The sequence below is a fragment of the Enterobacter sp. CPE_E890 genome, assembly GCF_046521475.1.
Lineage (GTDB): Bacteria > Pseudomonadota > Gammaproteobacteria > Enterobacterales > Enterobacteriaceae > Enterobacter > Enterobacter adelaidei.
Genome location: NZ_JBKFZW010000001.1, coordinates 213,597 through 235,763, shown reverse-complemented (window position 1 = coordinate 235,763; position 22,167 = coordinate 213,597). Strand labels below are relative to the sequence as shown.

Here is a 22,167-nt window from a genome sequence, read left to right as displayed (position 1 = left end):
ATAAAAAAAACCCCGCCTGAGACGGGGTTTTTCAGTTTATTCTGTGGCAGTGACCGCTGCAGTCCACGCCTGACTAAAGGCCTGATGCTGGGAGGCCAGCGGCCCAATCAGCGTATTGTACTGACTTGCCTGCTGCGAGGTTGGGAACTGAATACCGTTAGCGACAAAGCTCACCTGCGTATTCTGCTGGGAGATGAAGTCACCCACCTGGACCAACTGCTGCGTGAAAATTTGTGCGGCCGGAATCAACGGCTGCAGCGCTTCAGAAGGTTTCGTCACCACTTTCTCATACACTTTGTCGAAGACCGGTTTGAGATCGTCGCCCTGCTTCAGCGCTGAACGTGACGCATCAGCCTGCATTTTCGCATTCTGCAGCTGCTGGCTCAGCACGCCGAGTGCACCGTTGGACTGGCGCAGCGGTTCACGCTGGGTCATATAATCCTGCGGCACGCGGATGGCGTTCACGCTATCCACCACCGGACGAATACCGGAATCCATCGCCTGGCTCACCTGCTGTGAATAACCATAAAGAATGGCGTAATCGGACACGAAGGGGCCAAACTGTTTTTTCTGATCCGCAGTCAGCGTCGGCAACCGCTCGCCGCTGCGCATCACTGTATTCTGCAGAAAATCGATAAACGCTTTGCGCTGATCGCCTTCTTTATCAAAACACCCACTCAGGCTAACAACCATCAACAACGCCGCAATAGGCGCAAACCAGCGAGAGCAGGACTTTCCTGTCGCCATTTTATTACTCCTTTCACCCAAAAAAGCGCACACCGGCACACGCGTGCCCGACGCTGACAAGGATAGTCCAGGTCAGCCTTGCAAGATACTCTTTTCAATCAAAACGGCTATTGCCGTTTTATTTCTTAGCCTTTACAAAAAATGCCTGACGACGCCGACATATGAGTAATCAGGTAATTAGCATAACTATCCATATCGTTGATACTGGTAAAGCGATCTTTTCCGCACGATTAATCACAACCATGACGATCCCTCGTTTGTATTAGAGACTATCCTTAATTGGCTCTCTGATGTTCTTGATCCCGATGTGTGATTTAAGAGGAGTTCTCAATGGAATATAAAGATCCTGAGTTTGAGCTGCTGAGCAGTCTGGAACAGATTATTTTTAAAGATGTACCGCAGACGATTACCCTGCAACAAAAGTCCAATCCCTTTACAGAATATGAGCAATTGCGCAAAGGGACAGGACTGAAAACCGAAGAATTCGCCAGAGCAATGGGTGTCAGCGTGGCGATGGTACAGGAGTGGGAGTCAAAACGTGAAAAACCCACGCCAACCGAGTTAAAGCTGATGCGCCTGATTCAGGCCAGCCCTGCATTCAGCAAACAGATAGCGTAATAACGTTCGAATGCCCCCGCCTCTGCGGGGGCTTGTGTTTAAAGACTTTCACAGCGCCAACCCTCCTCTTCCCACACCAGCTCATGCGTCAACATTAACCCTTTTAAAAATGCCTCATCGTGTGACACCACCAGCAGCGCACCGGGGAAGCCAGCCAGTGCCGATTCAATCGCCTGGACTGATGCAAGATCCAGATGGTTGGTCGGTTCATCCAGCAGCAGGAGCTGCGTAGCCTCCGCGCGCCACAGTACGCAGGCCAGGGCAGCCTTAAGACGTTCGCCGCCGCTCAACTCTGCCAGCGGGAGCGTGACCTTGTCGGCACCCAGTTGAAGCTGGGCTAAACGGGTTCGTATCACGCCCTCATCCAGCGGTGTATTCCCCAGATTGAGATGCGTCATGACCGACTGCGAAAGATCGAGCTGAGACAGATGCTGGTCGAGATAAGCACAGCTTACAGATACCTTACAGGCACCGGAACGAGGGGTATTTTCACCGAGGATCGCTTTTAACAATGTCGACTTTCCGCAGCCGTTCGGTCCCTTCAATGCCACGCGCATCGGTCCGACCATTCGCCAGTTGAGCGGTGAGATATTCACATGCGGCAACACAAGATCCTCCAGAACCAGCACCTGTTTCCCTTCGGGAATCTGACTTCCAGGCAAGGTAAACATCACCGGATTATCCGCTTCAACCCGTTCGCGAGCCTTGTTCACCGCGGTGTTCAGGGCTTCATTTTGATCGCTGTGCTGTTTTTTCCAGGAGCCGATCCGCTCCTTTGCCGCGCCTTTATATTTGACCCGCTCGAACGACGCGATATTCAGGGTATCGACGGTGCGCAATGTCTTTGCCGAACGCCGCTGGCTGTCGTCATGCTCTTTTTGCATTCGCGCTCGGGTGCGTTTTCGCTCCGTCGCCGCATGTTCCAGCGCCGCACGGGCCGCCTGCTGTTCTAAATCCCGCTGATGGATATAATCCGCGTAATTCCCGCCGTAGCTGCGCAGACCCGAGGCGCTCAGTTCAAGGATACGCGGCACCAGCTCCAGAAGTTCGCGGTCATGGGAGGCCACCAGCACGCCACCCTGAAAACAACTGAGCCGGTCGTAGAGCCACGTCCGGCCTTGTCGATCAAGATGGTTGGTGGGTTCGTCCAGCAACAGATAATCTGCTTGTGCAGTGAATGCGCCGCACAGCAGGGCGCGAATGCGTTCACCGCCGCTGAATTCGCTGGCTATTTTATCGGGGTCAAACGGTGGCAATTTCGCATGGATAAACGCCTCGCTCAGGCGTTCTGCTAAATCCCAGTTCCCGTCGAGCATTTCCAGATCTTCAGGCTGATAGTCCCCGCTGTCGATACGCGATCGCGCCGCGAAGATTGCCTCGTATCCGAGCAGCTCAGCCAGCGTAGTGTGCGGCAAAATATCCTGCTGTTGAGCCACATAGACGTGTGTTCCTGTACGTTCGATATGCCCGCTTGCGGGCTCATCAAGCCCTGCAAGCAAGCGCAGCAGACGCGTTTTCCCGCTTCCGTTGCGGCCAACCAGTGCGCACAAAGACGGTTCCAGAGAAAAATTCAGCGGACCAAAAAGGGTATCGCCCGTCGCAAACTGACAGGTGACCTGATGCAAAATAAAAGAAGGGGACTGCGCAAAATGAGCCATAAGCACTCCTGAATGAAATCAAAACATCCCCTGCCGACGCGGTGGCGTTTAGCAAGGATCGAAATTCATCAGTCGTGTTTGTTCATTTTTGGGGGGCGCTCCTGAGGGAGAAATTTAACGGGGACAAGGATAGCGGGAATGCGTTGAACATTTCAAGGTTAAATTTTGGACGACTTATACTCCCTCTCCCTTTGGGCTGAGGGATCCCCACAAATTAATGCGAGCAGTGAACAATCCCCTCGCCCCTTTGGGGAGAGGGTTAGGGTGAGGGGGAGCATATGGCTCTGGTGGTCATTCCGTTCACTTTATGTTCCTTGCTACTCTGTAACGACAATACCCGTGAACGTGCCAGGGTGGCTCAGTCGCCACCACCCTGGCTACCCGGGCTCCCGGCGGTAAATCGCCGCTACGCGGTACCTTCGGCTTATTCCTTCCGGCTTATCGGGGACGGGCGGAGGTAACATCCCTGTAAAGCCCGCCCTCTCGGCGCATCCATGCGCCTCGCCCCGGCCTACAGGAAACGCCTCAGCGATTTACAGCCGGACCATAGCGTCGCTGTAAGACCTCTGCCCGCAGTATGCTTTTCATTGCGGTAATTTTGCGAGTCTCTTTCCAGAAATGGTAATATCCTCAGTGGTATAGCTCAAATCTGTTGCCGCCTGTTTTGATGAGCAGTAAGTTCTCTTCGCACCTGCAAAATCAGGTGCCGGGTTTAGCATCCTGGCTTATCTTATCGGCGGCACATTTTGTGCAGCATGCTTTGCTACATCTCAATGGTGGGCTGAGCAGGGGCATCGAAAGATGCGCCGGTATCCGATAAGGCCGGTAATGCTAACTCTGTTCAGTCCACCACCAGCGAAATTAGCATTTCCGATGGTGGAAGCTTTATCACTTATCGGAGGCTGCCAATATGGCTACTACCCCAACCCAAGTTCATTCTTTAATCACTCTGCCCTTCAACCACGCCACCGAATTCACCGAACTGGCGGATAACTGCGAACGTTTTACCGACGCACTGGTAGATTGCGAAGAACCCACCCCAAAAATGGCGCTTTACGGCAGACTCTATGCCTGCCTGAATCTTCTGCAACCCACGCTTCTGGATCCTGTTCCGGACGCTTTAAAAGCCAGCCTGACCGTGAAGGAACTCCCGTCACGCGTTCCAGCTTTCGAATCCGAGAGCGATCAGCTGGGGCGCTACTGTCAGGAGATTACGCAGTTGCTGATGAACGGCACACTGCCGCGACAATCTGAAATCGTTATGGAAGATTTGCTGTGCGAGCTGGTCAGCTACTTTGCCGATACGCTGAAGGCACCGCGCTGGCTGCAGACAGACGAAGGCACAATCGCGATCGGCTAAACCTGCCGGATGACGCTACGCTTATCCGGCCTACAAAAGCCCCTTAAAAAAACCCGCCGAAGCGGGTTTTTAGCATTTGTAGCAACGGGCACATTACTGCAGCAGCGAAATATCCGCCACGCGCAGGAACAGCTCACGCAGTTTTTCGAGCATAGAGAGACGGTTAATACGCAGTTCTTTATCTTCTACGTTCACCATCACTTTCTCGAAGAAGGCGTCGATAACGTCACGCAGTTCCGCCAGTTCTACCAGCGCTTCCTGATAGCGACCTTCAGCGAAGAACGGCTCGAGCTTGTCACGCAGCACCACAACCTGCATTGCCAGAGCGATCTCTTCCGGCTCTTTCAGGGTCGCGGCGTTCACGCGCTCGTTCAACGTTTCATCAGACTTAGCCAGAATGTTGGATACACGCTTGTTGGCCGCCGCCAGGGCTGATGCCGCTTCCAGCGTACGGAAGTGGGACACCGCCTTCATACGTGCATCGAAATCGGCCGGACGTGTTGGACGACGCGCCAGTACCGCCTGAATGGTATCGACGGTGTAGCCTTCGTCCTGATACCACGCGCGGAAACGACCGAGCATAAAGTCGATCACGTCATCCACGACTTTCGCGTTGGTCAGCTTGTCACCATACAGACGCACCGCTTCTTCAGTCAGGGTCTGCAGATCCAGGTTCAGGTTCTTCTCAACGATGATACGCAGCACGCCCAGTGCAGCACGACGCAGCGCGAACGGGTCTTTATCGCCTTTCGGATGCTGACCAATGCCAAAGATACCCGCCAGGGTGTCCATCTTATCGGCAATCGCGACGGCGCAAGCCACCGGGTTAGACGGCAGTTCGTCACCCGCAAAGCGCGGCTGATACTGCTCGTTCAGGGCAACTGCCACATCTTCCGCTTCGCCATCGTGACGCGCGTAGTGCATCCCCATCACACCCTGGGTGTCGGTAAACTCGAACACCATGTTGGTCATCAGGTCACACTTGGACAGCAGGCCAGCACGAGTGGCGTGGTTTACGTCCGCACCAATTTCACGCGCGATCCAGCCAGACAGCTCCGCGATACGGTCAGTTTTGTCACGCAGCGTACCCAGCTGTTGTTGGAACAGCACGGTCTGCAGACGCGGGAGATGATCTTCCAGACGTTTTTTACGGTCGGTGTTGAAGAAGAACTCCGCATCCGCCAGACGTGGACGAACCACTTTCTCGTTACCCGAGATAATCTGGATCGGATCTTTGGATTCGATATTGGCAACGAAGATGAAGTTTGGCAGCAGTTTGCCGTCGTTGGCATAAACCGGGAAGTACTTCTGGTCACCCTTCATGGTGTACACCAGTGCTTCAGCCGGAACGGCCAGGAATTTCTCTTCGAATTTCGCGGTCAGTACAACCGGCCATTCCACCAGTGAAGTCACTTCTTCCAGCAGGCTGTCGCTCAGATCGGCTTTACCGCCAATCTTGCGCGCCGCGTCTTCCGCGTCCGCTTTGATTTTGGCTTTACGCTGTTCGTAGTCAGCAATGACTTTACCGCGTTCCAGCAGGATCTCTGGGTACTGGTCGGCATTGTCGATGGTGAACTCCGGCTCGCCCATAAAGCGGTGGCCACGGATCACGCGATCGGAGGCTACGCCCAGAATGGTGGCAGGAACAACGGTATCGCCCAACAGCAGGGTCACAGTGTGAACCGGACGCACGAAGTGCACGTCAGACGCACCCCAGCGCATCAGTTTTGGAATAGGCAGCTTGGCCAGGGAAGTGGCAATCATGTCAGGCAGCAGCGCTTCTGCGCTTTCACCTTTCACATGGGCACGATACAGCAACCACTCACCTTTGTCGGTGGTCAGACGCTCAGCCTGGTCAACGGTAATACCGCAACCACGCGCCCAACCTTCAGCCGCTTTACTCGGCTTGCCTTCGGCGTCAAACGCCTGGGCAATTGCAGGGCCACGTTTTTCGACTTCGCGATCCGGCTGAGACGCCGCCAGATTTGCCACTTTCAGCGCCAGACGACGCGGTGCAGCAAACCACTCAATTTTACCGTGTGCCAGGCTAGCGTTATCCAGCTCGGCAGTCACGTTCGCAGCAAAAGATTCAGCCAGGCTGCGCAGGGCTTTTGGTGGCAGCTCTTCAGTGCCGATTTCCACCAGGAAAGTTTTCTCAGACATGGCCGCCTCTTATTTGTTTCGATTGCACATCGGGAAGCCAAGGGCTTCACGGGACGCATAGTAAGCTTCTGCAACGGCTTTGGTCAGGGTACGAATACGCAGAATGTAGCGCTGACGTTCAGTCACGGAGATGGCTTTGCGGGCGTCCAGCAGGTTGAAACTGTGGGCGGCCTTCAGAATACGCTCGTAAGCAGGCAGCGGCAGCGGAGTCTCCAGCGCCAGCAACTGCTGCGCTTCTTTCTCGTACTGCTCGAAGCAGGTGAACAGGAAGTCCACGTCTGCGTATTCGAAGTTATAGGTGGATTGCTCCACTTCGTTCTGATGGAACACGTCGCCGTAGGTGGTTTTACCCAGCGGGCCGTCGCTCCAGACCAGGTCGTAAACGCTGTCTACGCCCTGAATATACATGGCCAGACGTTCCAGACCGTAAGTGATTTCACCGGTAATCGGTTTACATTCCAGACCACCAACCTGCTGGAAGTAGGTGAACTGGGTCACTTCCATACCGTTCAGCCACACTTCCCAACCCAGACCCCAGGCACCCAGCGTTGGGTTTTCCCAGTTGTCTTCCACGAAACGAATGTCGTGAATGGTTGGATCCATACCCAGCTCTTTCAGTGACCCGAGGTACAGTTCCTGAATATTGTCTGGTGATGGCTTAATCACCACCTGGAACTGATAGTAATGCTGCAGACGGTTCGGGTTCTCACCGTAGCGACCATCGGTCGGACGACGGGAAGGCTGCACATACGCGGTCGCCATTGGCTCCGGCCCCAACGCGCGTAAGCTGGTCATCGGGTGTGAAGTGCCTGCGCCGACTTCCATGTCCAAAGGTTGAACAATGGTACAGCCCTGACGAGCCCAGTAATCCTGTAAGGTCAGGATCAGGCCCTGGAAGGTCTTGGTATCAAACTTTTGCATAGTATTTCGTGCTGGATACGTGTGGTTTTAAATGGAAGGGACCAGTATACCCGCTGGCTGCAAGATATACAGTATGAAACGGGTTTGTTTAGGGAAAATTGGGAAATAAGCCGTCGAGCCAGAGCGCTGATGGCGTCTGGCTGTAGATTATACGAGCAGGCTAACGCATAGAGAGGTGTAAAAACTGGCCGTCCGCATCAAACGAGCAGATAAAGCCCTCTTTACGGGATGTATAACCCCTCAGCTCATAACTTCCCTGAAAGCGCTCAAACCCGGTGACATCAATTTTCTGCACGTCCGAGTTATAGCGTCGGGCCGCCTGCCCCTTACAGAGCTGTTCCATATTCAGCGAACGTTCCGGGCTTATTTTCCCCTGCTGCGCTTTTTGCACAGGGGCTTCTTGTGGGGCACTGCACCCTGCCAGCATGAACAGCAGAAAGAGTGACGCCACACGCTTCATCATCATTTTTATCACCGCCCTGGTCAGTGGCTGTTATTTTTAGTATCAAAGCTTTTATAGATTACGGTCCGGCATTCTGCGAATCTCGCGGCCTCCCTACAAGCCTTCTGAATAAAACTCAGATTTTTCCAGAAGAAGACTTCTGGAAAATGACAGTCATACTCAATTTACAGGGAATACGAGGAACTGATGCAGTCAAAAATTAACTGGATTGATAACCTGCGAGGAATAGCGTGTCTGATGGTGGTGATGATCCACACGACGACCTGGTATGTCACGAATCCGCACAGCATCACTCCTGTTAACTGGGATATCGCCAATATTCTCAACGCGGCTTCGCGCGTCAGCGTGCCGCTATTCTTTATGATTTCCGGCTTTCTCTTTTTTGGAGAGCGTAGTGCGCAACCAAAGCACTTCATCCGCATCGCCGCCTGCCTGGGATTTTACAGCGCCGTTGCCTTGCTCTATATCACCCTGTTCACTTCCATTAATGCCGGGTTATCGCTGAGATACGTGCTGCAGAAACCGGTGTTCTACCATCTGTGGTTCTTCTTCGCCATTATCGTTATCTATCTGGTCTCTCCGCTCATTCAGGTGAAAAACGTCAGCGGCAAAATGCTCCTGGCTCTGATGGTGGTGATTGGCATTATCGCCAACCCGAATACAGTCTCACAGAAAATCGACGGATTTGAGTGGTTGCCGGTCAACCTCTATATCAGCGGCGATACTTTTTACTACGTGCTATATGGCATGCTGGGGCGCGCCATTGGGATGATGGATACTCAAAAACGCGGTATGAACTGGCTGTGTGGGGCGTTGTTTATCGCTGGCGTGGCGGTGATTTCACGCGGGACGCTGCACGAGTTGCAGTGGCGTGGCAATTTTGCCGATACCTGGTATCTGTATTGCGGACCAATGGTCTTTATCTGTGCCGTATCGCTCCTCACGCTTGCCAAAAATACCCTGAATACGCGTCCCTTGCCCATGCTGAGCGTTATCTCGCGGCATTCTCTGGGGATTTATGGATTTCACGCGCTGATCATCCACGCGCTACGAACGAGGGGCATTGAGCTGAAAAGCTGGCCGGTGCTGGATATTATCTGGATTTTTGTCGCCACGCTGGTTGTCAGCCTGCTGCTGTCGATGCTGCTGCAAAAAATAGACACGCGCCGCTTCGTCAGTTAACGCTTCGCTGCCGGGCGCGATGATACTGGCGCGGGGAGGAAAACCCTGCCGCCAGTGAAGACTGCTCCACACCGCGCCCCTGCAACAACCACTGCTCCGCCACCGCCAGACGCAACTGCTCCAGATAATCGCGAACGCTAATCCCTAAATGCGACTGAAAAAGCCGGGTTAGATGACGTGGGCTGACATGCGCCACGGCGGCGATCTCAGGCAAATTCCATGTTTTTTGCGGCTCGGCGGTGAGCGCATCCTGCGCCCGATGGATGGCCGGATGAAGATGATTGCGGTAGCGCAACCACGGGGATAACTGGGGGTCATCTCCGGAACGGCGGAACCAGACCACCATCTCACGTGCCACGGCCAGCGCCTTTTCCGGGCCACACAGGCGGTTAATCATATGCAGCGCCAGATCGATGCCAGAGGTGATCCCTGCGCTGGTCCAGATATTCTCATCCTGCACAAATATCCGGTTTTCTTTAATCGTCGCCGTGGGAGCCGCGGTGCGTAAACGGTTAATAACATCATGATGGGTTGTACACTGACGGTGATTCAGCAGGCCTGATTTTGCTGCCAGCAACGCCCCTGAACAGACGCACATCACGGTAATATCCTGGCGTTGGATCTGCGGCTGCAGGCGCATCAGCCAGTGCTGGATCTGCTGCGCCTGTGGCGTTGAGAATTGACAGCGGGAGTCGCTCACCCCCGGCAGGACCAGTAGACTGCCTGGAGGCAGGTTTTCCGGCAAGGGCTGGATGCCGCTCATCGTCAGACCTATCGACGTCGGAACGTCCGGTTGCGGGCCAATGTAATGCAGACGAAACGCGTCGCCAGCCAGCACAAAGGTCTCCGCCGGGCCCGTCATATCTAATGACAGCACCCCGGGCAACATCACGAACCAGACGTCGATGCGCATTACAATGACTCCAGCGTCTCCGCTACCGTTTTAATCTCGGCAAAACGCCCGGACAGCACCGTCTCGGTACGATGACGAATTTCCGCTGCACTAAGGGTAATGCCCTTGTAGGTCATTGGAAATGTAAGCGTTGCCTCGCTAACAAAGGTCACAGCATAACCCAGATCGGATGCCACGCGTGCAGTGGTTTCACAGCATTGTTCAGTGCGAATGCCGCAGATAATAAGCTGATTGATATCACGCTCGCGCAACCAGCGGTCAAGCCCGGTATCCGTGATGGCATTATGGACGTGTTTCTGGAAAACCACATCCGGCTGATGACGCAAAAAGGCCATTGGTTTGACAAAGCCGCTTTGCAGGGTAAAAGGGCCGTCTTCATCGACATGGAAAATATCCACGACCGGAATACCGCGCGCCTGGCAACCTTCAATCAGCCCCAGCATCGCCTGCTGAAAAGCAGGAATGTCGTCCTCCTGCCAGTAATGGCGGTGATGGAACGACTGCTGCGTATCAATATTGATTAATGCAATGCGTGACATGAGAGATCTCCTCGCCAATGGTGTGACACCATACTGACAAGGAAAGGAAGGCACGCACAGACCAAAAAAGGACATCCTCGTGCCTATCCAGGACAAGCGTATTTACGACATCAGCGGCAGCAGCTGCTGATAGATTTTGCGGAACACGTCGCGTCTTTCCGCGTACCGCGCATGGCGTGACGCGTCAGGTAAATGCGCCTGTTCAAGCGTAAGCTGCGGCAACAGCTGCGCAAGCGGTTTTTCAGGGTTAATGGCTATCTGTGCCAGACGCGCGGCACCAAGTGCTGGCCCGACATCGCCACCGGTGCGAAAATCCAGCTGCAATCCACTGATATCCGCCAGCATCTGTCGCCAGTAAGGGCTTCGCGCACCACCGCCGATCAGGGTGACGCTTGCCGGTTTCAGACCGCAGTCATGCACCACGTCCATTCCGTCGGCCAGCGCATAGCCCACACCTTCCAGCACCGCACGCGCCAGTTCTGCCGGGCCATGCTGATGGGTTAAACCGAAGAACGCCCCTTTCGCTTCCGGGTTGTTGTGCGGCGTACGCTCGCCGGAAAGATACGGTAAAAACCAGACGGTACCCGCAGCGTCATCCGCCTGCTGCGCCGCAGAAATGAGCGCCGGAACGTCGGCCATGCCGGTCAGCTTCGCCGCCCAGTCCAGGCAAGACGCCGCACTGAGCATGACCGACATCAAATGCCATTTCCCCGGAAGGGCATGGCAGAAGCTGTGTACCGCACTTTCAGGATTGCTGCGATACCCGTCGCTGACGGCAAAATAGACGCCAGACGTTCCCAGAGAAAGCATCGCCTGTCCCGCCTCAACCATGCCGACGCCCACGGCACCCGCCGCGTTGTCACCGCCACCGGCCACCACCGGTACGGCAGGTATATTCCAGCGTTCAGCAACGGCCGGCAGCAATGTACCGGTAATTTCGCTGCCTTCGAACAGTGCGGGCATATGCTCGCGGGTCAAATGGCAGGCATCCAGCATCGCCTCGCTCCAGTCACGTTTCGCCACGTCGAGCCACATGGTGCCGGCGGCATCAGACATGTCGGACGCAAAATCGCCCGTCATACGAAAGCGCAGATAGTCTTTCGGTAGCAGGACTTTCGCCACCTGACGGAAAATCTCCGGCTCGTGTCGCTGCACCCACAGTAATTTGGGCGCAGTAAAACCGGGCATCATCAGGTTGCCGGTGATGTCGCGGGATGTGGGCACGCGCGCCTCAAGAAGCGCACACTCTTCTGCACAGCGGCCATCGTTCCAGAGGATCGCAGGACGAAGCACGCGCTGGTGGCTATCCAGCAGCGTAGCGCCGTGCATTTGCCCGGCGATCCCCAGCGCTTTCACGTCACGCAGACTGTGTTGTTCACTTAAGGCCTGTATTGCACGATCCGTCGCCTGCCACCACTGCTCCGGATCCTGTTCCGACCACAGCGGGTGCGGACGTGAAACCTGCAGCTTTTCTGTCTGTGTTGCTACCACATCGCCTTGCTCGCTTAACAGGATGGCTTTCACACCCGATGTGCCAAGATCGATCCCGATATACATTCCGGTGACTCCTTTAACAGAAATGCCCGGTGGCGCTGCGCCGACCGGGCCTGGATGCTGTTATTTATCGAACAGATAGTGATTGACCAGATTTTCCAGCAACTCCTGGTGCCCGCTCTGGTGCTGCGGTGCCAGTTGATGTTGTTCAGCGTACTTCGCGATTTCCGCAAGTGATAACTGACCTTTCAAAATTTGCTGGCCCAGCTCACTGTTCCAGCCGCTGTAACGCTTCGCCACGCGTTTATCCAGTTCACCGTCTTCAATCATACGCGCGGCCACTTTCAGCGCCAGCGCCATCGTGTCCATCGCGCCAATGTGGCCATAGAACAGATCGTATTTATCGGTACTCTGACGACGCACTTTGGCGTCAAAGTTCAGGCCACCCGTGGTGAAACCACCCGCTTTGATAATTTCATACATCACCAGCGCATTCTCTTCCACGCTGTTCGGGAACTGGTCTGTATCCCAGCCCAGCTGTGCATCGCCCCGGTTAGCATCAACAGAGCCGAAGATGCCCAGCGCAATAGCAGAGGCAATCTCGTGATGGAAAGAGTGACCCGCCAGGGTGGCATGGTTGGCTTCAATGTTAACTTTAATCTCTTTTTCCAGGCCGAACTGCTTCAGGAAGCCGTACACGGTCGCCACATCGTAGTCATACTGATGCTTCGTCGGTTCCTGCGGTTTCGGTTCAATCAGCAGCGTCCCGCGGAAACCGATTTTGTGCTTATGCTCGACAACCATTTGCATAAAGCGGCCAATCTGCTCGCGTTCCTGGCGCAGATCGGTGTTGAGCAGGGTTTCATAGCCTTCACGACCGCCCCACAGAACATAGTTCTCACCACCCAACTGATGCGTGGCGTTCATTGCCGTCACAACCTGCGTAGCCGCCCAGCTAAACACTTCCGGATCCGGATTGGTTGCCGCGCCCGCACCGTAACGAGGGTTGGTGAAGCAGTTTGCCGTGCCCCACAGCAGCTTCACGCCGCTTTGCTGCTGTTTCGCCGCCAGCACATCCACCATCTGCGCAAAATTGTTCAGGTACTCTTTCAGCGACGCGCCTTCCGGTGACACATCGACATCATGGAAGCAGTAGTACGGCACGTTCAGCTTGTGGAAGAACTCAAACGCCACATCGGCTTTACGCTTCGCCAGCTCGATGGCCTCACCAGGTTGCTGCCACGGGCGCTCAAAGGAACCCACACCGAACATATCGGCACCATTCCAGCAGAAGGTATGCCAGTAACAGGCGGCAAAGCGCAGATGATCTTCCATGCGCTTTCCCTGCACCAGCTCATCCGGATTGTAGTGACGAAATGCTAAAGGATTGGTCGTTTTTGGGCCTTCGTAACGAACACGATCGAGTTGGTCGAAATAAGCTTGCATATTGAGCTCCATAATCAGGGGTATGCGGTGAGTCATAGATACAGGAGTAATAGTGAATAGACATTTTGGGTTGCTCAATTACGTTATTTCACACTGCTATTGAGAGAATGCACAACTGTGCACTGGCTCGCAAAATAATGCGCAAGCAAACTATTTTTCGGTGTGCATTCCAGAATCAAATGCAATTAAGACGTTACGTATTTTAAAATCCGATCGCGGTCATAAATTCAGAAATAAACCAAATATCATAATGAGAAGATAAAAATCTGTAATTGCCAGCCCGCCTTTCCCCGTTAAGAATTTGCTGCGTCTCAGTAGTGAATGTTTCTTTTATCTCAGCAACACATACCCCTACAAAAAGGCCTAATAATTATGAAGATAAAGAACCTGACCCTTACTCTATGCACAACTCTCCTCCTGGCAAGCTTTGCCGGACATGCGAAGGAGGTGAAAATCGGTATGGCGATTGACGATCTGCGTCTGGAGCGCTGGCAAAAAGATCGCGATATTTTTGTTAAAAAAGCAGAATCACTCGGCGCAAGCGTGTTTGTTCAGTCGGCTAACGGCAATGAAGAAACGCAAATGGCGCAAATTGAGAATATGATCAACCGTGGCGTCGATGTCCTGGTCATTATCCCCTATAACGGCCAGGTATTAAGTAACGTGGTGAAAGAAGCTAAACAAGAAGGCATAAAAGTCCTGGCCTATGACCGTATGATTAATAATGCGGACATTGATTATTATATTTCGTTCGACAATGAAAAAGTCGGTGAATTACAAGCGCAAAGCCTGATCGACAAGGTGCCTCAGGGTAATTATTTCCTGATGGGCGGTTCTCCGGTGGATAACAACGCCAAACTGTTCCGCGAAGGGCAAATGAAAGTCCTTAAACCTTACATCGACGACGGAAATATTAAAGTGGTTGGCGATCAATGGGCCGACGGCTGGCTACCAGAAAACGCGCTGAAAATTATGGAAAACGCACTCACTGCCAACAATAACAAAATTGATGCGGTTGTGGCCTCCAACGATGCCACCGCAGGCGGTGCTATCCAGGCACTGAGCGCCCAGGGGCTGGCCGGTAAAGTCGCGATATCGGGTCAGGATGCCGATCTGGCCGGTGTAAAACGCATTATCGCAGGCACCCAAACCATGACGGTCTACAAACCCATTACCCAGCTTGCCAATACGGCTGCGGAAATCGCCGTAGAGCTGGGTAATGGTAAGCAGCCTAAAGCAGACGCAACGCTGAATAACGGGCTGAAGGATGTTCCGGCTCGCCTGCTCACACCGATTGAAGTCAATAAAGAGAACATTGACGCCACTGTCATTAAAGACGGTTTCCACAAGAAGAGCGAACTGTAACCTTACGCAGCCCCTGCTCTGCAGGGGCGCATCACGTTGTACTGTTCTTCCCTCGGGTTACGTGGAGCAGTTATGTCTTATTTACTTGAAATGAAAAGCATCACTAAGCGCTTCGGTACGGTGAAAGCCGTCGACAACGTCAGTCTCCGGCTGAACCCCGGCGAAGTGGTTTCGCTGTGTGGTGAAAACGGTTCGGGCAAATCAACATTGATGAAAGTGCTGTGCGGGATCTACCCGTACGGCAGCTACGAAGGCGAAATCGTCTTTGCCGGTGAAGTCATCCAAGCGACACACATTCGCGATACCGAACGTAAAGGCATCGCCATCATCCACCAGGAGCTGGCACTGGTGAAGCATCTCACCGTGCTGGAGAACATTTTCCTTGGGGCTGAGATTTCCCGCCACGGCGTGCTGGACTACGACACCATGACGCTGCGCTGTGAAAAGCTGCTGGCGCAGGTGAGTCTCAGCATTTCACCGGATACCCGCGTGGGCGATCTTGGTCTGGGGCAGCAGCAGCTGGTCGAAATTGCGAAAGCGCTTAATAAACAGGTCAGGCTGCTGATCCTTGATGAACCAACGGCGTCGCTCACCGAACAGGAAACCGCGGTACTGCTCAATATCATCCGCGATCTGCAAAACCACGGCATCGCCTGTATCTACATTTCGCACAAGCTGAATGAGGTCAAAGCCATTTCTGACACCATCTGCGTGATCCGCGACGGGCAACACATCGGCACGCGCGAAGCCGCAGGCATGAGTGAAGATGACATCATCACCATGATGGTAGGCCGCGAGCTGACGGCGCTCTACCCGAATGAACCTCATGCAACCGGCGATGAAGTGTTGCGCGTGGAAAACCTGACCGCTTGGCATCCCGTTAACCGCCACATCAAGCGTGTAAATAACGTCTCGTTTTCTCTGCACAGCGGCGAAATTCTCGGTATTGCCGGGTTAGTCGGCGCCGGGCGCACCGAAGCCGTACAGTGTCTGTTTGGCGTGTGGCCGGGGCGCTGGGAGGGCACGATATATATCGACGGTCAGCCGGTGAAAATCGACAACTGCCAGCAGGCGATTGCCCGCGGCATTGCCATGGTGCCGGAAGACCGCAAAAAAGACGGCATCGTACCGGTCATGGCAGTGGGTAAAAACATCACCCTTGCAGCTCTTGATCAGTTTTCCGGCACCCTGAGCAGCCTGGATGATGCCGCTGAGCAGCAGTGTATTCTCCAGTCGCTCGCCCGACTGAAGGTAAAAACATCCTCTCCGGAACTGGCCATTGGCCGACTGAGTGGGGGCAACCAGCAGAAGGCCATTCTGGCGCGCTGCCTGCTTCTCAATCCACGCATATTAATCCTTGATGAGCCAACGCGCGGGATTGATATCGGTGCCAAATATGAAATCTACAAACTGATTAATCAGCTTGTACAGCAAGGGATTGCCGTCATTGTCATCTCGTCTGAATTACCCGAAGTACTCGGTCTGAGTGACCGCGTGCTGGTAATGCACGAGGGAAAACTGAAAGCCAACCTGATTAACCAGAACCTGACGCAGGAGCAGGTGATGGAAGCCGCTTTAAGGAGCGAACGTCATGTCGAAAAGCAATCCGTCTGATATCAAAGTCGCGGTTCCGACGCCCGGATCATTTGCGGGGCTAAAAGCGCTGAATCTGCAAGTTTTCGTGATGATCGCGGCGATTATCGTCATCATGCTGTTCTTTACCTGGATGACCGATGGCTCGTACTTAAGTGCGCGTAACGTCTCTAACCTGCTGCGTCAGACGGCCATCACCGGCATTCTGGCTGTGGGCATGGTGTTCGTGATTATCTCAGCGGAGATCGACCTGTCAGTCGGTTCGATGATGGGTTTACTCGGTGGCGTGGCGGCCATTTTTGACGTCTGGCTTGGCTGGCCGCTGCCGTTGACCGTTGCGGTGACGCTGGTGCTGGGACTTGTACTCGGTGCCTGGAACGGCTGGTGGGTTGCCTACCGTAAAGTCCCGTCGTTCATTGTCACTCTGGCAGGGATGCTGGCCTTCCGCGGGATCTTAATCGGCATTACCAACGGCACCACCGTCTCCCCCACCAGCGCGGCGATGTCGCAGATTGGTCAGAGTTACCTCTCCGATAGCGTGGGCTTTACGATTGGCGTGGTAGGTTTGCTGGCGTTTGTCGCGTGGCAGTGGCGTGGGCGCATGCGCCGTCAGGCGCTGGGGCTGGCTTCTCCTGCATCAACGTCCGTGGTGGGGCGTCAGGCCCTTACGGCGGTTATTGTGCTAGGCGCAATCTGGCTTCTGAACGACTACCGTGGCGTCCCGACGCCTGTATTGCTGCTGGCACTGTTACTGCTGGGTGGCATGTTTATGGCCACGCGCACCGCGTTTGGCCGCCGCATTTACGCCATCGGCGGCAATCTGGAGGCCGCTCGCCTCTCCGGGATCAATGTCGAGCGTACCAAACTCGCGGTGTTCGCCATTAACGGTCTGATGGTGGCTATCGCCGGGTTGATCCTCAGCTCACGTCTGGGGGCGGGTTCTCCCTCCGCCGGTAACATCGCCGAGCTGGATGCCATCGCCGCCTGCGTAATTGGTGGTACCAGCCTCGCGGGTGGTATCGGTAGCGTGGCGGGCGCGGTCATGGGGGCATTTATCATGGCGTCGTTGGATAACGGGATGAGTATGATGGACGTCCCGACGTTTTGGCAGTATATCGTCAAGGGGGCCATTCTTTTACTCGCCGTCTGGATGGACTCGGCCACCAAACGACGGGCCTGATAACAGTATGATGACTTAATTGGGAAGAGAGCCATGTTCGAAAAGCGTCACCGCATTACGTTGTTATTCAATGCCAATAAAGCCTACGACCGTCAGGTTGTTGAAGGGGTTGGTGAATATTTGCAGGCGTCGCAATCCGAATGGGATATCTTCATTGAGGAAGATTTTCGTACCCGTCTGGAGAACATCAAAGACTGGCTGGGTGATGGCGTTATCGCCGACTATGACGATCCCGTCATTGAGCAACTGCTGACAGACGTCGACGTCCCGATTGTGGGCGTCGGCGGCTCTTACCATTCCCCCGAACACTATCCGCCGGTTCACTATATTGCCACCGATAACCATGCTCTGGTGGAGGCAGCCTTTCTCCATTTAAAAGAGAAAGGTGTCCATCGCTTCGCGTTTTATGGCTTACCCGCCACCAGCGGCAAGCGCTGGGCCGTTGAGCGTGAACACGCGTTTTGCCAGTTGGTCGCGCAGGAGAAGTACCGTGGCGTAGTGTATCAGGGGCTGGAAACCGCCCCTGAAAACTGGCAGCACGCGCAAAACCGTCTGGCTGACTGGCTGCAAACGCTGCCACCGCAAACCGGGATTATTGCCGTCACGGACGCCCGCGCACGCCACGTTTTGCAGGTATGCGAACATTTGCACATCCCGGTACCAGAAAAACTGTGCGTGATTGGCATTGATAACGAAGAACTCACCCGCTATCTGTCTCGCGTGGCGCTCTCCTCCGTTGCACAAGGGACGCGTCAGATGGGTTATCAGGCAGCGAAGCTGCTGCATCGTCTGCTGGATAAAGAATCCCTGTCGCTTCAGCGGTTGCTTGTGCCTCCTGTCCGCGTCGTTGAACGCCGCTCAACCGACTATCGTTCCTTAAGCGACCCGGCCGTCATTCAGGCCATGCACTTTATTCGCAACCACGCCTGCAAGGGAATTAAGGTCGATCAGGTGCTGGATTCGGTGGGTATTTCGCGTTCGAATCTGGAGAAACGCTTCAAAGAAGAAGTGGGCGAAACCATTCATGCCGTCATCCATGCTGAAAAGCTGGAGAAAGCGCGCAGCTTGCTCATCTCCACGTCACTGTCGATTAACGAAATCTCGCAGATGTGCGGCTACCCGTCTCTGCAATATTTCTATTCGGTGTTTCGCAAAGAGTACGACACCACGCCAAAAGAGTACCGGGATCGCTACAGTGAGGTGCTGATATAGAAAAGAAAACGCCTTCCAGTGGAAGGCGTTTTATTGAGATTACATATGGGCGGCGATTAAGCGCTGGTTATCCTGGTACATGGCGAACAGATAGTTGTTATAGCTCTGTCCCTTCGTCGAATAACCTTTCAGCTTGTGGATCATCGTGGTGGCCGTCACTTCCTGATCCGCTTTACGCAGCTGTGCGCGTGATTTACGGAACGATGAATAGGCCGGATGCGTGTTCAGATTCACCACGTAGGCACTCACGGAATCCTTCACGGATTCAAACTGCGAATAGCCTTTCACCTTACCAGGCGCATTGTTACAACGACCTTTCACACATTTCATGCCGAAAAGGTTGTTGTTGCTACGCGCCAGCTTTGACGTGCCCCAGCCGCTTTCGGCTGCCGCCATGGTCGCAACCATGCTATTCGGGATGATATCCACACGCTCCAGCAGAGAATTCCACGGCACACGACGCGTGTTACCGTTCCAGCTCAGCTTGTAGCGCTTCGTGATATCTTTCAGACGCGCGCGTTCTGACGGCGACCAGCGGCTATCGTACTGTTTGGAAATCAGCCAGTTACGATCCGCAGTAATCGCGGCATTTTGACTCGTGATGTAAGGCATTACCGTCCGGAGAAACGCTTTTTTCCTTGGTGTTCCGGAAGGGTATTTTCGCAAATCAGGAAGTGAACTACTCTTTGCACTATTGCGAGAATACTCTTGTTTACTGCTAACCTTACTACTTGTCGTCTTTATAACGTGGGCTTTCTTACTCGTTGTATCCGTGTGCGTCTTCGCAAGCACCTCACCCGAAAATGCCGTGGTGAGTAACATGAGTATCGCAGCCCCATATCGTCGAATGGGAGTCGATATCATTAGGTCTCCTGGTCGGATGTAATCATCCTAACACCTTATTTTTTTCACAAATTTGAGAGCGGAATCTCAAATCATATCAAAAATAGACTTCAAGAGCACGTATAGAAATAGTCCAATTCCGAAACTATGTCATCTAAAACTTGCTCACAAAAACACCATTCCCGAAAAAATGTGTGCGGTATCGCAGATAACTGCTTAATTTTGCGCGAGATCACTCATCCTCTCGCGTCCTCCTGGCAGAAAGCGATAAGGGATGAGTTTTTACCCTCAGCCTGGTGGCACACTGGTCAAAAATGCCGCGACAGGAAAATGGAATGAAACGCACCGCAATAGCCTTTCTGATGTTACCCGCACTGGCACATGCAGGCTGGTCATCACCGGGGTTTAATGCATTTAACACCGAAGGCACCGGGATTTTCACCAGCCAGACAAAGCTCGCGAAGGGTACGCGTCCTCTTACACTAAGTTTTGACAAGACGTGCTGGCAGCCAACAGATGCGATAAAACTCAACGAGATGCTGTCGCTCAAACCCTGTGACGGCACGCCGCCGCAGTGGCGTCTTTTCCGCGACGGTGAATACCAGATGCGGATTGATACCCGATCCGGCACACCCACCCTGATGCTGACCATCCAGAGTGCCGCAGAACAGCCGGTTACCAACGTTATCCACCAGTGCCCGAAATGGGACGGTAAACCGCTGACGCTGGACGTCAGCCATACCTTCCCGGAAGGCTCCGTCGTACGCGACTACTACAGTAAGCAGACGGTGACAGTGCAGAATGGAAAAATCACTCTGCAGCCGGCCGCCAACAGCAACGGCCTGCTGCTGCTTGAGCGCGCCGAAACCGACAAGCCTGCGCCGTTTAGCTGGCAGAACGCCACTGTCTATTTTGTGCTGACCGACCGTTTTGTGAATGGTGACCCGAGCAACGACAACAGCTATGGCCGTCACAAAGACGGCATGCAGGAGATTGGTACCTTCCACGGTGGAGATCTCAAGGGGCTCGCCAGCAAGCTCGACTATTTACAACAGCTGGGGGTGAACGCGCTGTGGATTAGCTCGCCGCTGGAGCAGATCCACGGCTGGGTCGGCGGTGGCACCAAAGGTGACTTCCCACACTACGCCTATCATGGCTATTACACTCAGGACTGGACGAAGCTCGACGCCAACATGGGCACCGAAGATGATTTACGTCATCTGGTCGATGAAGCGCATAAACGTGGCATTCGTATCCTGTTCGATATCGTCATGAACCACACGGGTTACGCGACGCTTGCGGACATGCAGGAGTATCAGTTTGGCGCCTTGTATCTGCAGGGTGATGAGCTGAAAAAGACGTTGGGAGAACGCTGGACGGACTGGAAGCCGGGCGCAGGCCAAAGCTGGCACAGCTTTAACGACTACATCAACTTTAGCGACAAAGCCGCATGGGATAAATGGTGGGGGAAAAAGTGGATCCGCACTGATATCGGTGATTACGACAACCCCGGCTTTGATGATTTAACCATGTCGCTGGCATTTTTACCCGACCTGAAAACGGAATCCACCACACCTTCCGGGTTGCCAAACTTCTATCAACACAAGCCTGATACCCATACGAAAGCCATCTCCGGGTATACCCCGCGCGATTACCTGACCCACTGGCTCAGCCAGTGGGTGCGTGACTACGGTATTGATGGTTTCCGGGTTGATACGGCCAAACACGTTGAGCTTGCGGCCTGGCAACAGCTGAAAGACCAGGCCAGCCAGGCGCTGGCGGCCTGGAAAGGTGCTCACCCGGACAAAAAGCTCGACAATGCACCATTCTGGATGACCGGGGAATCCTGGGGCCACGGCGTCATGCAGAGCGATTATTACCGCCACGGTTTCGATGCGATGATTAACTTTGATTATCAGGAGCAGGCGGCAAAAGCGGTGAACTGTCTGGCGGATATCGACCTCACCTGGCAGCAGATGGCGGAAAAACTGCAAAGTTTCAACGTCCTGAGCTATCTCTCTTCGCATGACACGCGCCTGTTCCGTGAAGGGGGTCAACGCGCAGCTGAACTGCTCTTGTTAGCACCGGGTAGCGTACAAATCTATTACGGAGATGAATCTGAACGTCCATTTGGGCCAACAGGTTCAGACCCGTTACAAGGTACCCGTTCGGATATGAACTGGCAGGACGTCACGGGCAAACAGTCCTTAACCGTCGCCCATTGGCAAACGCTGGGTCAGTTCCGCGCGCGCCATCCGGCGATTGGTGAAGGCAAACAAACCACGCTGTCGCTGAAAGAGGGATATGGCTTCGTGCGCGAGCATAATGGCGATAAGGTGATGGTAGTATGGGCAGGTAATTAATAACGGCTCACTCCAGTACCCTCTCCCGTTGGGAGAGGGTTACGGTGAGGGAAAAATCAACAGAACTATTCACTACACAAATCCATTCCTGCCACATAAAACAACAA

At 54.0% G+C, this 22,167-nt stretch carries 18 protein-coding genes and 1 pseudogene; 9 read left to right on the top strand and 10 right to left on the bottom strand.

The genetic code is table 11. The annotated features are described in order from the left end of the window. Window positions 1-36 precede the first annotated feature (36 nt). Window positions 37-747 (bottom strand): DUF3053 domain-containing protein, encoded by a 711-nt coding sequence (locus tag ACLHV9_RS01145; RefSeq protein ID WP_028018261.1) that lies wholly within the window; start codon window positions 745-747, stop codon window positions 37-39. Window positions 748-1,077: 330 nt separating this feature from the next. Here ACLHV9_RS01145 and ACLHV9_RS01140 point away from each other — a divergent pair, with 330 nt between their 5' ends. Further along, entirely contained in the window at window positions 1,078-1,365 is a 288-nt protein-coding gene (locus tag ACLHV9_RS01140; RefSeq protein ID WP_028018260.1) for an HTH-type transcriptional regulator, read from the top strand. A gap of 38 nt (window positions 1,366-1,403) precedes the next feature. Here ACLHV9_RS01140 and ACLHV9_RS01135 read toward each other — a convergent pair whose 3' ends face one another. Continuing rightward, window positions 1,404-3,023: an ABC-F family ATP-binding cassette domain-containing protein gene (locus ACLHV9_RS01135; RefSeq protein ID WP_108089361.1), complete on the bottom strand. Its 1,620-nt coding sequence runs from the start codon at window positions 3,021-3,023 to the stop codon at window positions 1,404-1,406. Window positions 3,024-3,820: 797 nt separating this feature from the next. On the opposite strand from ACLHV9_RS01135, the pseudogene ACLHV9_RS01130 reads away from it, so the two are divergent. Further along, window positions 3,821-3,967, top strand: a pseudogene (locus ACLHV9_RS01130) (HAD family hydrolase); the annotation flags it as partial. Beyond that, a complete protein-coding gene (locus tag ACLHV9_RS01125; RefSeq protein WP_108089360.1) occupies window positions 3,934-4,383 on the top strand; it encodes a hypothetical protein in 450 nt (149 codons plus the stop codon). The pseudogene ACLHV9_RS01130 and the gene ACLHV9_RS01125, both read left to right, overlap by 34 nt. A gap of 93 nt (window positions 4,384-4,476) precedes the next feature. On the opposite strand, the gene glyS is transcribed toward ACLHV9_RS01125, so the two are convergent. From glyS to ACLHV9_RS01110, 3 genes are all read right to left on the bottom strand, one after another. Continuing rightward, window positions 4,477-6,546, bottom strand: a complete 2,070-nt coding sequence (gene glyS, locus ACLHV9_RS01120; RefSeq protein WP_108089359.1) for a glycine--tRNA ligase subunit beta — start codon at window positions 6,544-6,546, stop codon at window positions 4,477-4,479. 9 nt (window positions 6,547-6,555) lie between these two features. Beyond that, complete coding sequence (gene glyQ / locus ACLHV9_RS01115; protein ID WP_003860141.1) at window positions 6,556-7,467, bottom strand: glycine--tRNA ligase subunit alpha; 912 nt, start codon at window positions 7,465-7,467, stop codon at window positions 6,556-6,558. 160 nt (window positions 7,468-7,627) lie between these two features. Next, window positions 7,628-7,933, bottom strand: coding sequence for a YsaB family lipoprotein (locus tag ACLHV9_RS01110; RefSeq protein ID WP_028018256.1), 306 nt, complete (start codon window positions 7,931-7,933; stop codon window positions 7,628-7,630). A 183-nt stretch (window positions 7,934-8,116) separates the two neighbouring features. Here ACLHV9_RS01110 and ACLHV9_RS01105 point away from each other — a divergent pair, with 183 nt between their 5' ends. Further along, window positions 8,117-9,112 (top strand): acyltransferase, encoded by a 996-nt coding sequence (locus ACLHV9_RS01105; protein ID WP_108089358.1) that lies wholly within the window; start codon window positions 8,117-8,119, stop codon window positions 9,110-9,112. On the opposite strand, the gene ACLHV9_RS01100 is transcribed toward ACLHV9_RS01105, so the two are convergent. From ACLHV9_RS01100 to xylA, 4 genes are all read right to left on the bottom strand, one after another. Continuing rightward, the gene (locus ACLHV9_RS01100; RefSeq protein ID WP_108089357.1) at window positions 9,105-10,025 is read right to left on the bottom strand and encodes a GlxA family transcriptional regulator; all 921 of its coding nucleotides are present in this window, start codon (window positions 10,023-10,025) and stop codon (window positions 9,105-9,107) included. The genes ACLHV9_RS01105 and ACLHV9_RS01100 overlap by 8 nt on opposite strands. Continuing rightward, entirely contained in the window at window positions 10,025-10,564 is a 540-nt protein-coding gene (locus tag ACLHV9_RS01095) for an isochorismatase family protein (RefSeq protein ID WP_108089356.1), read from the bottom strand. Before ACLHV9_RS01095 ends, ACLHV9_RS01100 begins: the two co-directional genes overlap by 1 nt. A gap of 102 nt (window positions 10,565-10,666) precedes the next feature. Beyond that, window positions 10,667-12,121 (bottom strand): xylulokinase, encoded by a 1,455-nt coding sequence (gene xylB, locus ACLHV9_RS01090; protein ID WP_108089355.1) that lies wholly within the window; start codon window positions 12,119-12,121, stop codon window positions 10,667-10,669. 60 nt (window positions 12,122-12,181) lie between these two features. Then, window positions 12,182-13,504 (bottom strand): xylose isomerase, encoded by a 1,323-nt coding sequence (xylA, locus tag ACLHV9_RS01085; protein WP_407220071.1) that lies wholly within the window; start codon window positions 13,502-13,504, stop codon window positions 12,182-12,184. A gap of 372 nt (window positions 13,505-13,876) precedes the next feature. Between xylA and xylF the strand changes: the two genes are divergently transcribed. The 4 genes from xylF to xylR all read left to right on the top strand — a co-directional run bounded on the left by xylF (window position 13,877) and on the right by xylR (window position 18,854). After that, the gene (gene xylF / locus ACLHV9_RS01080) at window positions 13,877-14,869 is read left to right on the top strand and encodes a D-xylose ABC transporter substrate-binding protein (protein WP_407220070.1); all 993 of its coding nucleotides are present in this window, start codon (window positions 13,877-13,879) and stop codon (window positions 14,867-14,869) included. A 72-nt stretch (window positions 14,870-14,941) separates the two neighbouring features. Then, window positions 14,942-16,483 carry a xylose ABC transporter ATP-binding protein gene (locus tag ACLHV9_RS01075; protein ID WP_028018250.1) on the top strand — a complete coding sequence of 514 codons (1,542 nt, stop codon included), beginning with the start codon at window positions 14,942-14,944 and terminating at the stop codon, window positions 16,481-16,483. Continuing rightward, entirely contained in the window at window positions 16,461-17,642 is a 1,182-nt protein-coding gene (xylH, locus tag ACLHV9_RS01070) for a xylose ABC transporter permease XylH (RefSeq protein ID WP_108089352.1), read from the top strand. The genes ACLHV9_RS01075 and xylH overlap by 23 nt, the downstream gene beginning before the upstream one ends. A gap of 33 nt (window positions 17,643-17,675) precedes the next feature. Then, complete coding sequence (gene xylR / locus ACLHV9_RS01065; RefSeq protein WP_028018248.1) at window positions 17,676-18,854, top strand: D-xylose utilization transcriptional activator XylR; 1,179 nt, start codon at window positions 17,676-17,678, stop codon at window positions 18,852-18,854. Between the two features lie 39 nt (window positions 18,855-18,893). Here xylR and ACLHV9_RS01060 read toward each other — a convergent pair whose 3' ends face one another. After that, window positions 18,894-19,718 carry a protein bax gene (locus ACLHV9_RS01060; protein WP_032666887.1) on the bottom strand — a complete coding sequence of 275 codons (825 nt, stop codon included), beginning with the start codon at window positions 19,716-19,718 and terminating at the stop codon, window positions 18,894-18,896. 314 nt (window positions 19,719-20,032) lie between these two features. On the opposite strand from ACLHV9_RS01060, the gene ACLHV9_RS01055 reads away from it, so the two are divergent. Next, window positions 20,033-22,060: an alpha-amylase gene (locus ACLHV9_RS01055; protein ID WP_407220069.1), complete on the top strand. Its 2,028-nt coding sequence runs from the start codon at window positions 20,033-20,035 to the stop codon at window positions 22,058-22,060. Window positions 22,061-22,167 lie beyond the last annotated feature (107 nt).

Coding starts and splice junctions, on each gene's coding strand:
- xylF (WP_407220070.1), top strand. CDS start 13,877: ATGAAGATAAAGAACCTGACCCTTACTCTATGCACAACTCTCCTCCTG.
- ACLHV9_RS01055 (WP_407220069.1), top strand. CDS start 20,033: ATGAAACGCACCGCAATAGCCTTTCTGATGTTACCCGCACTGGCACAT.
- xylH (WP_108089352.1), top strand. CDS start 16,461: ATGTCGAAAAGCAATCCGTCTGATATCAAAGTCGCGGTTCCGACGCCC.
- ACLHV9_RS01135 (WP_108089361.1), bottom strand. CDS start 3,023: ATGGCTCATTTTGCGCAGTCCCCTTCTTTTATTTTGCATCAGGTCACC.
- ACLHV9_RS01060 (WP_032666887.1), bottom strand. CDS start 19,718: ATGATATCGACTCCCATTCGACGATATGGGGCTGCGATACTCATGTTA.
- ACLHV9_RS01095 (WP_108089356.1), bottom strand. CDS start 10,564: ATGTCACGCATTGCATTAATCAATATTGATACGCAGCAGTCGTTCCAT.
- xylB (WP_108089355.1), bottom strand. CDS start 12,121: ATGTATATCGGGATCGATCTTGGCACATCGGGTGTGAAAGCCATCCTG.
- ACLHV9_RS01105 (WP_108089358.1), top strand. CDS start 8,117: ATGCAGTCAAAAATTAACTGGATTGATAACCTGCGAGGAATAGCGTGT.
- ACLHV9_RS01140 (WP_028018260.1), top strand. CDS start 1,078: ATGGAATATAAAGATCCTGAGTTTGAGCTGCTGAGCAGTCTGGAACAG.
- ACLHV9_RS01125 (WP_108089360.1), top strand. CDS start 3,934: ATGGCTACTACCCCAACCCAAGTTCATTCTTTAATCACTCTGCCCTTC.
- ACLHV9_RS01145 (WP_028018261.1), bottom strand. CDS start 747: ATGGCGACAGGAAAGTCCTGCTCTCGCTGGTTTGCGCCTATTGCGGCG.
- ACLHV9_RS01100 (WP_108089357.1), bottom strand. CDS start 10,025: ATGCGCATCGACGTCTGGTTCGTGATGTTGCCCGGGGTGCTGTCATTA.
- ACLHV9_RS01075 (WP_028018250.1), top strand. CDS start 14,942: ATGTCTTATTTACTTGAAATGAAAAGCATCACTAAGCGCTTCGGTACG.
- xylA (WP_407220071.1), bottom strand. CDS start 13,504: ATGCAAGCTTATTTCGACCAACTCGATCGTGTTCGTTACGAAGGCCCA.
- glyQ (WP_003860141.1), bottom strand. CDS start 7,467: ATGCAAAAGTTTGATACCAAGACCTTCCAGGGCCTGATCCTGACCTTA.
- glyS (WP_108089359.1), bottom strand. CDS start 6,546: ATGTCTGAGAAAACTTTCCTGGTGGAAATCGGCACTGAAGAGCTGCCA.
- xylR (WP_028018248.1), top strand. CDS start 17,676: ATGTTCGAAAAGCGTCACCGCATTACGTTGTTATTCAATGCCAATAAA.
- ACLHV9_RS01110 (WP_028018256.1), bottom strand. CDS start 7,933: ATGATGATGAAGCGTGTGGCGTCACTCTTTCTGCTGTTCATGCTGGCA.